We start from the raw sequence: 12,574 nt of genomic DNA, 5'->3' as shown, positions 1-12,574 counted from the left end.
GCTCCAGGTCCGCATCGCCGTCCTGAACGGCTACACAGCGCTCGGCATACCTGTCACGGAAGCCGTGGGATAAGTCTGTCCGGGGAAAGGGGAACCTCGGCAAACACGCGATTTGCGCAACAGAGCCCCTTCCGTGGGCAGGTGCATGCGCTCAATGAGGCTTTGGAGGCGGCTATTCCTGCCGCTAAATTACAGAGCGCGGAGCTGCGCGTGGCCACGGTCGATGGGTTCCAAGGCCAAGAGCGTGATGTGATCTTCTTCTCACCTGCCTTGGGAAATAATAGCCCGATGACGGCTGTGACTTTCGTGCAAAAGGATTTCCGGCGTTTAAATGTCGCGATTTCACGCGCGCGGGCGGTGGCGCATGTCGTTGGTGATCTGGACTTTGCGCGAAGCGGCAAGGTGCGAGCCTTGGCCTCGCTGGCGAGCTATTCCACTGAACCACGGGCGCGCAAGACTGAAGGGGCTTTTGACAGCGAATGGGAGCGTATCACCTATCATGCGCTCAAAGCGCGGGGCCTCGATCCTCAGCCGCAATATGATATCGCCGGTCGCCGCCTTGATTTTGCCCTCTTTGGCGCTGGCGGCATCAAGCTCGATCTCGAAGTAGATGGTCGGATGTATCACCAAAATGCCGATGGGTCGCGGAAACTGTCCGACCTGTGGCGAGATGAACAATTAAAGGCCCTTGGCTGGCGTGTGCGCCGATTTTGGGTGGATGAATTAGCGAAAGATATGGAGGGATGTCTTGACCGAATCGAACAAGACCTCAAGTAAATCAAGCTCTTATTTTAAGTCGGCTTCGGTTTTGGCTTTGCTGGCCATTGGAGGTCTCGGCTTCATCGGCTGGCAAACCTATCAGATGCAAGAAACCTATGGCCCGATTGCCAAGGATATCACCTATTTCACCAATGATATCGAGCGCTTGCGCGGACTGCGTGATGCCAGTGATCTACGTCATCGTGAAATGCTGGCTCTCATTGACACGGCGCAGGCTGATTTGACCGGGCTACAAGCCGAGGGCGCAACGGTCAGCGCGCAGTTGCTCAGAGACCAAGAGGCCGTCGCTGCGTTGCAGCGCGAACTGACAAATGCGCAAGATACTATTGCTGAAGCTGAGCGCCTTGAGGCTTCAGTGGCGGATCTCACCGCTCGTCAACGAAATGCGGAAAGCGAATTGCAACGCCTGACCGCAGAGCAGGGGCGCGCCGTGCCTGCGCTTGAGGCTCTGCAAGCAGAGATCCGTGCAGCGGAAGGGCAGCTTGACGGTTTCGAGCGCGAGATTGCCACGCTTAAGGCAGAGCGCGACACGCTTGATCAGGCCTTGCGTGGATTGACCCAAAACAATCGGATGGCGGAAGATCAACAAGCGCAATTGAACAGTCAGATTGCGCGGCTCGAGACCGATCGTCAGCGCCTTGAGGAGCGTAACAAGACGCTGGAGCAAGAACTCGCCACTGAGCAGACCCGCTTGAATGATCTCAACACTCAGATTGCCAGCCGTCAGCAAGAGAGTGAGCGTTTGACCGAGACGATTTCAAGGGCGCAAACAGAGGAAGCGTCTTTGGCGGCTGCGATCACAGCGTTACGTGCGGATCATGAGGCGGCTGAGGGCTCGTTGGCTGAGGTCAATGCCCGCTTGGCTATGGCAGAAGCTGCGATAGAGCAAATCGGCAACTATGATGCGCGCGGCGCAACTGCGCGTCAGGCGGCGGAAACTGTAACCAATGAACTGGCCACGTTGCGGGCACAACATACTGCGCTGACGGCAGAAATCGCGACTTTGCAGGCGAGCGTCGCTGCTTTGGAGGTCAAATCTCAGGATTTGGCCCCTGCGGTGACACAACTCGAAGCGCGCCAAACCGAACTTACGCCGCTCATCGAAGGGCTGCGACAAGATCATGCGGCGTTAACAGCGCAGATCGAGGCAGCCCGTTTGACACGTAATCAATTGCAACAAGACGAAGCGCAACTGGCCACGGTGCAATCCCAGCTACGGGCAGCGATGGCGCAATTATCCCAAGCGCAATCAGGTGCACAATCCAGTGTGCTGCCTGTCGGGCAAACGGTTGTGGACAGCACCCTTGAAACACCTGCGAGCGAATGAGGCATAGAGCATGTTTGCCACTAATATTTTTGTCTTCCTTGCTGCAGCTTTGTTTTTGGTGCTCTTGGCGCTTGTCATGGTTTTTCTCGCCAAGCAGCATGATCACGCTGTAGCTCTCGCGGGGCCACTCGAAGAGGTCAAAGCAGTCGAGGCGCGGGTCGCTGAAAAACGCGCGACCTTGCTTGATCTTGAGGCGGATCTGCAAAAGCGCCGGGAGGCCCTGGCTCATGTCGCCGAGTTGGGTGCGGAGGTCGATGCGCTCGCTCGTAAGCGCGATGACCTTTTGACTGAATGGAATCAATCTCAGGCGCGTCGTGATGAAGTTCAGGCACTGCGTGCGGAAACCGAAGCTGCCGTAACTGAAAGTCTCGCAGTTGAGGGGGAGCTGGCTAGCAAACGTCTCGAGCTTGAGGAAGTGCGTGAACGCTTACTCCGAGCTGAAGAGTTGGTCGGCCGCATCGAGGGCTTAAACAAGGAGCGCGACGCGCTAGAGGCTAATGTAACTGCTCTGCGCGATAAAGAGCGCGAATTGATTACCGCGCAAACCCGTTTGGAGGAGTTGCGCGGCAAATCTGAAGATCTCGAAGACAGTCATACCGAACTTGAAGGCAAAATCCGGGCAAAAATCGCGGAATTGGATGAGCTTGAAAGCCGCATCACGGCTGCGCGCGTGACGTCTGATGAAGAGCGCAGCGAGCGTGATCGTCTCAATGCTGAATTGGCGGCTCACCGCTTGCGGGTGGGGGAATTGGCGCCAGAAGTTCAAGCTCTTGAAGCGCGTAAGGCGTTCTTGGATGATGAAATACGTAAATTGCAAGCGACTGCCAGTGGCCAATCGCCTGATGAGGGAGATGACCCCCTGCGCGAGTTGAAACAAGCGCCGCCGGTGATCTTGGGTCTGCAAAGCTTGAGCGAGCATCGCTTCGAGAGCGAGGCGGCTGCGCTCAATAGCGTCAAACATCGTTTTGAGGATATGGGTCTGTCCTATCCTGATCGGGTGCTGCGCGCCTTCCACACGGCGATGAAAGTCAACGATACCACTCAGATGGCGGTTCTGGCAGGGATTTCGGGCACCGGTAAAAGCCAGCTGCCACGTCAATATGCCGCCGGTATGGGAATTGGCTTCTTACAAGTGCCGGTTCAGCCACGTTGGGACAGCCCGCAAGATCTTATGGGCTTTTACAACTATATCGAGGGCCGTTTCCGCCCGACCGATATGGCGCGCGCGCTTTATGCGCTCGATACCCATAACAATCCCGATGCGCTGCATGATCGCATGTTGATGGTTCTCCTAGACGAGATGAACTTGGCGCGGGTGGAGTATTATTTCTCCGACTTCCTCAGCCGGCTTGAGAGCCGTCCTGCCAAGGGGTGTGAAGGCGATGCAACTTTGCGTAAAGATGCCGAGATTGAACTCGAAATTCCCAAACGCCAGACCCGCCTCTTCCCTGGTTACAACCTGCTCTTTGCGGGCACGATGAATGAAGATGAGAGCACGCAATCTCTCTCCGATAAGGTCGTTGACCGCGCAAATGTTTTGCGGTTCGGGGCCCCTGAAAAGCTTGTCGCGGCCAAGGCTGTCAAACCGTCGAGCGCCGAGGTTAAGGCTTTGAGTCGTAAGACTTGGGACAATTGGGGCCGCAATACCCTCAAATCGGGGGAGTTGGCCGAGATCAATGGCACGATTGATACGATGCTGGGATTGATGCAAGAGCTTGGTAAGCCCTTTGGTCACCGTCTGGGGCGTGCGATCCAAAATTATGCCGCCGTCTATCCTGAGGTCGAAGGCATGGGCAATCGTCGTCACATAGCTTTGGCCGATCAGATCGAGATGCGTCTCTTGCCTAAATTGCGTGGCGTAGATGTCGAGGAGAAGCGTCATCAATTTGACCAAATACGCAGCCTTGCTTCCCAATTGGGCGATGATGTTCTTGCCGAAGCCATTGGTATTTCGGTCAATGATGCGGAAGCCACCGGTCAATTCGTCTGGAAAGGGGTGAAACGGTGAGCTTGCGCCTGCATCGGCCTTGGTCTGATTCAGGTCTTGCCGACGGCATGGCCTATGGGCCGCAAGACTGCTTGATCTCGCAGGGCGCAGATTTGCGCGAGGCGGGGGAACATGCGGTCTTGATGCAATGGTCGGTGGAGCGACAAAGGCAGCATCTCTTCTTGCACCCCTATCCGCGTCGGGGATATGCCAAAGCGCCTGATCGTAGCGGTTTCCCGATCCGGCCGCGTCCTGCGATGCTCTTGCCCGAGGAGGACCCTTCGACCTTGGCGCTGCGGCGCATGAATGAGGTGACAGCACGGGTGCAAGAGCTGGGCGAGGCATTGGATATGCCCACCACGCTTTGGGAACATTTGCGGGCGGCCTGGGACCGCGCGGAAAAAGAGGAAGACCCGCGGATGGCAGAAATCGTGCGACAAGCGCGCGAATTGATGCCCACGCTCAAGATCTGGCGCGACAAAATCCGCCGGGTGCTGCGCCGCACCCGCGAATTGACGCCACTCGATCGCGTGCAAGAGATGGATCGCTCTTCGATGCGGTGGCTTTCACGCCAGCCGGGGCGGACGATCGCAGAGCAGGCCGGCGCCGGTCAGCGGATCTTGGCCGTGGTGCGTCATGAGAACTTTGACACGTTAGAGAATCGCGTCGCGCATTCTTACCTGCGCTTGGTCGGGGATGTGGGCCGCGAATGGCTGGCCGAGCATCCAAAGGCGCTTGGCAGTGCCCGCTATTTGGCCGTGCAGGCCTATGTCAAATTTTGCAAGTCTCTGGCCCAAGAAGTCACCCAGCTTGGGGTGGGGCTAGCACCTACGGATATAACGCCGAACTATGTATTGATGGAGGATCAGACCTATCGCGCGATCCGCGAGGCTTGGGAAAAGCTCTTGCGTCGCGAAAAGGCACTCGATGATCTCTGGGCATGGCAGGCACAGACCTGGACTGATTTCTCTGTCCTCGCGATCGTCTTGGCTTTGCATGAAATGGAAGGGGCCGAACTTATCGCCCAATCTCCCATCCGGTTCCGTGAAGAGGCTGTGCAAGGGATCTGGTTTGAGCAGGAACGCCCGATTGCGGTCTTTTGGCTGCGACGTGAAAATCGCGTCGTCGAGGTGATGGCGCGTCCCGAAGAACCTGGCATTATGCTGATCAAAGCGCGGGCCCATGTCGCTTTGCGGATTTCTGAGGTCAATAATACTAGCGCCTTTCCGCATCGCGTGGCTGTCTGGACGCCGCATGCTTTTGAACGATTGGATGTTGAGGCGGCTGCGCATGATGCCAGCCATCGTCTTGCCCAATTGCGGCGTCTGAGCGGCCATCACGAGCTCACCCGGCATGGTCTGATCCTGACGCCCGCCCATTACACACCGCAAGTGGCGAAACATGAGGTGTCGGGGACCTTCATCCATGCAGTCGCATTGGATGGGGCTGGTGAATCCTTAGCCTTCGGTCGCGCGGCAGTTCGTGACTTCTTGAAAAGCGATATCTGGACTTTAGCATGACACAGCCACGGATCTGCGGTTTTGATCTCAATGGTTGGAAAGACCGCGTCACGCGCAATTGGGCCTTTGCGCCCGATGGCGAGGAGATTTTCTCGCAACATACGAGCAACGCGATTTTGAATCCCGCGATCGTCCGCATGGGCGAGGCCGCCAAGCCGCTTTGGGTCGGTGGGGCGCAAGCAAGCCTTGCGCCGCATGGTCGGGGTGGCGGTTGGGGGCAAATCGGCGAAGATGGGCGGCGTAAGCTGGTCTTTGATCTGTTGCGTGATGCGAGCACCTCCAGCCATGAATTGGCCGCTGCGCTGTCAGGTTTGGCGCGCGGGGGTAAGTTCTGTGCTATCGCGATTGAGGATCACCCTTGGGTCGATGAGGTAGTGCAAGAGCGGCTGTTGGCGGCGATGTCGCGGGCGAAGATTGGCCGTGGTCTCTTGGTTTGGCGGTCGGTTTTGGCGGTTCTGGGGGCTCTTTCTGAGCCTGAGGGACTGATCACACCGAAAGAAGGCCTCACCTTGGGCATTATTGGCCATAGCGCGACAGGTTTCACCGTGCAGACTTTAGAACTGCGCGCTGAAACTGGGCGTTCACGCCGTATTTATGCGCCGCAACGCCGTCGAACCGCGCAGGCTGTGGCGTCGCATTGGGGCTATGCGGGCTTGGTTGCACAGGTGCAAAAGCGTCTCGCTCACGAGCCTCCGGGCATTACGTATCAGACTCTAAAACATAGCGATTTTGCTCATGCTTTGGCGCTGGATGGTCTGAATCGCGAGGATATTATCCGCAATCCGCGCGGAGATTTTCATCTGTTAAAACTTACCCCTCAGGCGCTTACTGCGGCGGATTTGGATGCCAAAGATTTTGCCACTTTGCGGGGCTGCGACGTAGTTTTGTTCGAGAGCGTGACCTCTGGTGCAGTCTGTGAGAAACTCGCAGATTCGATAGAGGCACTTATCGGTCGCGAGATCATTGTTCTGCCAGAGGAGATTGTGGCCTCTGGCGCTTTTGAGGCTGCGCGGCGCTACGGGCAGGGCGAGCCGGTATATTTCGACTTCCTGCCACAAATTTCGACGATCATCATGGGACGCGAAGGCGCAGAGAGCCATGATCTGATCGATAAAGGCATGACGGTTGCAGCGGGTAAAATGTATCGTTCGCAAAAGCCTGCCCATTTTATGGTGCAAAATCAGGCCGATGCGCTAGAGATCTATCTAAGCAAAGAAACGCAAGACTTCCCCCGTCGCGCGGATCTTGATCTTGGCGTGAAGATGGGCAAAGACACGCCTGTTGAGCTTTATGTGGAGCAAACGCCTGCCTCTGGGCGGGCGCGAATTTTTATCAATTCAAGCCAATTGCCCACGCAGTTCGTGGTGGATTGGGATTTAGCAGAGGTGTTGGAAACCACTTGGGAGGCGCTGATCGCCAAGCTGGACACGCCCAAGCCTACCATTCCCGTGCGGATGGTTCTGGCCTGTGGCGAGGCTCCTTGGACCGAAATAAATGGGGCGCAGGACGTGTTTGAAGCACAATTCGCTCAGGTTTCTCCGGATTGGAAGGCGCTCTCGCAGCTGATGACACGCAATGTCATGGTGGAAACCCAGAACGATGGCGTCCTAGTCCGAGAACGCTTGCGGTGCATTTCGAGCGATGGAGCAATTCCTGAACAGGTCTCTGTTAAGGCGCGGCAATTGCTGAAGCACTTTACCGATCTTGCAATGGATAAATTGCGTGAGATTGTGCGGACAGGGCGTAATAATGGCAATGAGCCGCTCATCTTCTTGACTTGGCAGTTCCGTAATGCCCCTGCCGAAGTGATATCCTATCTCTTCGACGCTTTGGAAACCAAAGATACTGCCCGTCGACATCCGTTTATTCGCGCTGATATGAGCTGGGTTTTGATCCATCAAGGCATTGGCCGGTGCTGTAATGATGAAGCGAGCGAACAGCGTGCCATCGACCTTTTGCTCAACTACCCAATGCACAAATGGAAAACACGTCGTGAGACTGCGATGATGTCATTCCTGCTGTCGCGCTCGGATACGGCGCCACTGCATCTCACGCGAGGAGATGTTGATCGGTTGGTTGATCGCGCCGTTCAAGAGTTTAAGGAAGCTTCTGGCGGAGATTACACCGATTTCAACTATGCGCCTTTGTTAATGGCCGGGCTTCTGCGCTGGCGTTTGAAGGAACCGTATAGTTTGGTGAGAGGCTATGATCTGGCAGCTGATCGGATGGCCTCTGCCATTTCGAACGTGCTTATGGATATGAGACGCCGCAGCGGGCGCGACTGGAAGTTTGATCGAAAAATTCAAGCCTATCTGTCGCTCTTGCCAGACCTGTTGAATGAGCTTGAGGGGCAGGGAACGAACCCGAATTTATTGCGGTCTATTGTCGACGCTTGAGGGGCCACAGATCATCCTCAGGTCCGACCTTCTCCCACAGGCGCTCGATCAGAACGGCATCCATATGGCTAGTGTCGCGGAAGGGTCGCGCGGCATTTGAGACGATGCTGTCATGATCGAAGTGAAGATCGGCCGTATACCAATGCGCCATTAGATTTACTCCTGTTGAGCAATGGGTAGCACGATGAGCTTAACGACCAAAGCCGTCGCCCCCAGAACGCATCGGGTTACGGGAACAGGGAAAAGAACTCACGAGCCAACGGATCTGCCGGCGCAAGCACCCGTCTGTTGCGCATCCAGGACCACAGCACTCCCAGCGGGGATCCATTGCTTCGCCCTTGTCCAAAAGAAGTGCCATCTTTCTGTGCCCAGTGGCTGTGGGAAACCGCATCAACGATTCGAATCGAGGTGGCGCCTTGGCAAGGCTTCCCCCCGATCTTCGTCGCATCTGTGGTCTTGTCCTGGATCGTCATTGGTCCGGTTCTCATGTCTCACAAGGCGGAAGATAAAGCACTTCGGTGGGCGCAAAAGCCCCCCCTGGAAGATTTCATGTGGATAGCGCCAAAATTTTCCCTGGAAAATCCAGGACTTAGCCACGGCCTGGGTGCCAGGGTAATGAAAACAAAGGGGATTTTGTCCGCAATGGTTGCGCCGAAATAATTTTGCGCCTTGAGGTTGCTGGCCGTCCGACCCAGGATCAATTTGGCGCGCAGGTCCACTTTTGCCAGAAACGCGCCAAAGACGGAGACCTCCAGGTGCTGGCATTCAGAACAATTCTCGACGAGCACGCAGTGCTTGGATGCTCCCCGATTCTGCGGGGTGCGCGTCTCATTCTGGGATATGCGGCCGAGCACGGCGGGATTGAGCTGACCCAGACCAAGGCCTTCAAGCGCAGTTTGGTTGCCTGGGCACTGGCGGAATTCGACTGGCCGCGGGAAAGACAAGATCAGCCCTATGCCTTGGGGCGTGCCCTGAACGAGCACGACTTCCCACCGCTGCAGATGCTGCACTACCTTCTGATCTCGGCCCGCCTTGCGCGTCACAGCAAGGGGCGCTTCCTGATCACGAAGAAAGGGGCAGATCTTCTGGGCAAGCCCGGCGCGCTCTTCGATGCGATTGTCCCGATGTTCGTCCTGTTAACGGCGGAGCAAAAATCGGCCATGGCGGACCAATTTGAGCCCCAAAACGGGCACGCACGCAATCTGCCATCAATGGCAGTTCCTGGTTCTGGCACCCAGTATAACACCGAACAGGCAGATGGGTTGGCCCAAAAGCAAAAGCCGTGAGCGGACTCACGGCTTCAACAGTAAACGAAGGTGACTGGCTCAGCGCCCGATTTGGCCGATGTCGCCACGGTTCAAACCGATATCCGCCAGCTCCCGGTCGCTCAGGGCGCTCAGAGCCTTGCGGGTCGCCCGCAGCTCATTCCACTCGCGGACGCCGGCCAGCAGCCGGACAGCGAAATTCGGCTGCGAAGCATTAGTCGAGGCGGAGGCGCGGGTCAGGCTGATGGCGGTCATGGCCGTTTTCTCTTTTCTGAAAGCAAATCGAAGCGGCATTCGCTTCGGTTGACGATGAAATAGTGGGCCATATGCGAAACTTCTAGCCGCAGTGCAGCATTGCCGTCTTGCGCGACACGCATAACGCCTCGTCCAGCGCGGCTGGTGGGGCGGTGTGGCCCGGGGTTTTCGATGGGCTGATCTATGTTCGCCTTAGGCCGATGCGCCTCGCCCCTCGGCGTGCTAACAGGCTACAACCAGAAGTCGAAAAGATCCATGCCCAGCCGACAGCTTGATGACGATGATATCCGCTTCCTCAGCCACCACCTCAGAGGGGTTCGGCAGGCACGCCTCAGGTTCCTGAACGCCACACCGACCTATGAGCTGGCGCTTGTCGAGGCATTACTCGCAATGGGCGTCTCGGTTACAACCGAGAAGCTGGGGGCCGTTGCGCCTTACCCGCGGCGCCGGTTTGGAATTCGCTACAAGGACGGGCAGGCCATTTTGACGGTTGCGCCGGATGCGGCCCTGATGGGTTGACCATCAGCAGCGTGGTGACGACCGAGACCAGCCGGACTGGTAAGTATAGCTCAGGCTGCTGGCCCCGGCTTCGCCTTCCCGGAACAGTCCGGATAGCGGACGCAGCCCAGGAAGGCCCCGTAACGTCCTTTTCGGGGCACGAGCCATCCGTCGCCGCAAACCGGACAGGACCGAAACTGCCCGGAGCAGGAGTCGCATTCATGCCCCATATCGCCCTTACGTTGCGGCAGCCCTGTAGCGCAATCCGGACAGGCCGGGAGCATGTTCCCGCAATGCCGGTCATGCTGGCAGCGATACCAGATCCGCCCCGCCTGGCTTTGGACCGGGACAAGCTGTCCGCCACATTTGGAACAGGGGGGCAGGGGCGCCGTCCCGGCCGTTGAATCTTTCAGCCCATACTCTGGATCAGCCAGGAGTTCGCTGACGAAGGCGGAGGGCCGGGATCGGGACGCCAGGATGGTCAGGGTCGCGCGGGCTCGTGTCATGGCCACATACATGACGCGCCTTTCCTCCGCATTCTCGAAGGGCTCCGCCTCAGGAGAGACCAGGCTCAGGAGCGGATCATCCGTGATCTCGGAAGGAAAACCGACCCGCCCCGCATCCGCGCCGAGCAGCACCACATGATCCGCCTCCAGGCCCTTGGATGAGTGGATGGTCTTGTAGCTGAAGCTGAGCTGCGGGAAGGCGCGCTGCAAATCCCGCAGACCCGGATCGACAAACCGATAGCGGCCAAGCAGCAGCACGCTGGTTTTGCGATCCATGGGCGCGGGTAGGGCGGCGAGCCCGCTCAATACTTGCCGCAGCTGGCCATCGCCCTCATCCCGCCTGGTCCAGACCACTCGTATTGCCGGGTCCGGTGCGACCCCGGCCGGGACGACTCTCTTGGTAATCTGGGCCGGGTTCTGAAGCACGAAGCGCCGCGCCGCCAGGGCGATCCGATCGACGGATCGGAAGGTGCGGCCAAGATCCACCGTGCGATGGACCGCCTTCTCATCCGCGAAGCTGCCTCCGAACATCGCCCCGAAGTTTCGCATGATATGGATATCAGATCCGGCAAAGCGATAGATCGACTGCCAGTCATCCCCGACCGCGAAGATGCGCGCATCCGCATGCTGCGCCTTGAGAGCCCGGATCAACCGGGCCCGACCCTGGGAAATGTCCTGAAACTCATCGACCAGGATATGCCGGAACGGGCTCTCATAGCGCCGCTCCTCCACATAGGTTGCGGCCCGCAGAACCATGTCCTCAAAGTCGATCCGGTCCCCGAGCCGACTCTCGTATTCCGCATATACCGGTTCGAATATGGCAAGGAAGGCCCGGCCACGGCGGCCCATTTTCAGGCGCTCCGCCTTATCCGTGCATGCGCCAATCTGGTAGCCGCCGCTCTTGAACTGCCTGACGAAAGTCCCGAGCATTCGTGAGAAGGCATCCACCTGGCCCATCTCGACCACCCGATCAAAGATGGTGCTGAGCGGGCGCGGGTTCAGGGTGACATGCGGAGCAAGCTTTTCCTCCAGCGCCTCCAGTAGCCTGTCCTCTGAACGCTCATAGCTGAAGGTCTCGATCAGCGTGGTGCCGTGCTCCGCATGGACTTGACGCTTCCAATCCATACCGGCCAGATATTCGTCGCGGTCCACATAGGGCGCGGTGGTCAGCACGTCCTTGCCGTCCGGACCGCGTTTGCGCCGCACCCCGAAATGCTCGATATAGACGCCGCTTTCCTTCAGCCGAAAATCCGGCGTATAATCCCGCCGCCCCTCCGTCGAGACGGAATGCTCGTAGGTCGGCTCGTATTCATAATCGATGCCGTTCTCATAAAGCCAGTTGGCGATCTCCAGCTCCTCGAAACTTTTCACCTGCTCGCCCTGGAGGGTTCGCAGATCAAGCTTCTCGACTGCCGAATACCATTCGTGCTTGGTCTCGAAGTCCTGCTCCTCCGGCGCCGGGACCAGGAAATGCGCAAACCAGGCCACAATGGCCCGCGCCACATCGCGCACGGTGGACACCAGATCCCTCAGGATGTCGCGGATCAGGTCCAGGAAGGCGGTGTCATCCGTCGCATGCGGGGCGAGGGCCGGTTTTGAGCCCTCGACCTTGCCGATGATGTCATAGGCCAGCGCATGGAAGGTGCGGGCCTCGATCGGCATCCCGCACCGGGCCTCGATGCGCTCCGACATTTCCGTGGCCGCATCCTTCGCGAAGGCGAGGAGCAGGATCTGCTCTGCGGGCCGGATCCCGGCCTTCAGGAGATAGGCCGCTTTGGCGGTGATGACACTGGTCTTGCCGGAGCCGGCCCCGGCCAGCACCAGGGTGGCGTCCTCGTCCACCACGATGGAGAGCCGCTGTTCCGGGGTCAGCGGTTTCGATTCCACCGTGTCGAAGAAGTCCTTCCAGCGGGCGAGTATCCGTCTTGGTCAAGGGCGTTCAGGCAGCCAATCTCGGCCCTCGCGCAGCAAGGTGTTTGCAAGGATGATGATGCGTCGCATGATGGCGGTGATGGCTACTTTCTTCGCCTTTCCGGCTTT

The 12,574-nt window shown here is 58.0% G+C and carries 9 protein-coding genes; 7 read left to right on the top strand and 2 right to left on the bottom strand.

The annotated features are described in order from the left end of the window. The first annotated feature begins 69 nt into the window (after nt 1–69). The 6 genes from H0485_RS20165 (at nt 70) to H0485_RS20140 (ending at nt 9,296) form a co-directional block, all read left to right on the top strand. Entirely contained in the window at nt 70–777 is a 708-nt protein-coding gene (locus H0485_RS20165) for an AAA domain-containing protein (protein WP_354002469.1), read from the top strand. Next, entirely contained in the window at nt 749–2,107 is a 1,359-nt protein-coding gene (locus tag H0485_RS20160; RefSeq protein ID WP_226937701.1) for a coiled-coil domain-containing protein, read from the top strand. The genes H0485_RS20165 and H0485_RS20160 overlap by 29 nt, the downstream gene beginning before the upstream one ends. Nucleotides 2,108–2,117: 10 nt before the next feature. Then, nucleotides 2,118–4,115 (top strand): McrB family protein, encoded by a 1,998-nt coding sequence (locus tag H0485_RS20155; RefSeq protein ID WP_226937700.1) that lies wholly within the window; start codon nt 2,118–2,120, stop codon nt 4,113–4,115. Next, the gene (locus H0485_RS20150; RefSeq protein ID WP_226937699.1) at nt 4,112–5,614 is read left to right on the top strand and encodes a hypothetical protein; all 1,503 of its coding nucleotides are present in this window, start codon (nt 4,112–4,114) and stop codon (nt 5,612–5,614) included. Before H0485_RS20155 ends, H0485_RS20150 begins: the two co-directional genes overlap by 4 nt. Beyond that, a complete protein-coding gene (locus H0485_RS20145; protein ID WP_226937698.1) occupies nt 5,611–8,010 on the top strand; it encodes a hypothetical protein in 2,400 nt (799 codons plus the stop codon). The genes H0485_RS20150 and H0485_RS20145 overlap by 4 nt, the downstream gene beginning before the upstream one ends. 662 nt (nt 8,011–8,672) lie before the next feature. After that, on the top strand, nt 8,673–9,296 hold the full coding sequence (locus tag H0485_RS20140; protein ID WP_226937697.1) for a hypothetical protein: 624 nt from the start codon (nt 8,673–8,675) through the stop codon (nt 9,294–9,296). 39 nt (nt 9,297–9,335) lie between these two features. Here the strand turns inward: H0485_RS20140 and H0485_RS20135 are convergent, their stop codons facing one another. Then, complete coding sequence (locus tag H0485_RS20135) at nt 9,336–9,530, bottom strand: DUF1127 domain-containing protein (protein WP_226937696.1); 195 nt, start codon at nt 9,528–9,530, stop codon at nt 9,336–9,338. A 255-nt stretch (nt 9,531–9,785) separates the two neighbouring features. Between H0485_RS20135 and H0485_RS20130 the strand changes: the two genes are divergently transcribed. Beyond that, the gene (locus H0485_RS20130; RefSeq protein WP_226937695.1) at nt 9,786–10,049 is read left to right on the top strand and encodes a hypothetical protein; all 264 of its coding nucleotides are present in this window, start codon (nt 9,786–9,788) and stop codon (nt 10,047–10,049) included. Between the two features lie 50 nt (nt 10,050–10,099). Here H0485_RS20130 and H0485_RS20125 read toward each other — a convergent pair whose 3' ends face one another. Then, nucleotides 10,100–12,421, bottom strand: a complete 2,322-nt coding sequence (locus H0485_RS20125; protein WP_226937694.1) for a UvrD-helicase domain-containing protein — start codon at nt 12,419–12,421, stop codon at nt 10,100–10,102. Nucleotides 12,422–12,574: the final 153 nt, after the last annotated feature.

It is taken from the genome of Pseudogemmobacter faecipullorum (assembly GCF_020539525.1).
Lineage (GTDB): Bacteria > Pseudomonadota > Alphaproteobacteria > Rhodobacterales > Rhodobacteraceae > Pseudogemmobacter > Pseudogemmobacter faecipullorum.
This window is presented reverse-complemented; position numbering and strand designations above follow the sequence as displayed.

Bases quoted from the DNA above. Each gene is read 5' to 3' on its own strand.
- H0485_RS20145 (WP_226937698.1), top strand. From the start codon at position 5,611: ATGACACAGCCACGGATCTGCGGTTTTGATCTCAATGGTTGGAAAGAC.
- H0485_RS20155 (WP_226937700.1), top strand. From the start codon at position 2,118: ATGTTTGCCACTAATATTTTTGTCTTCCTTGCTGCAGCTTTGTTTTTG.
- H0485_RS20130 (WP_226937695.1), top strand. From the start codon at position 9,786: ATGCCCAGCCGACAGCTTGATGACGATGATATCCGCTTCCTCAGCCAC.
- H0485_RS20135 (WP_226937696.1), bottom strand. From the start codon at position 9,530: ATGACCGCCATCAGCCTGACCCGCGCCTCCGCCTCGACTAATGCTTCG.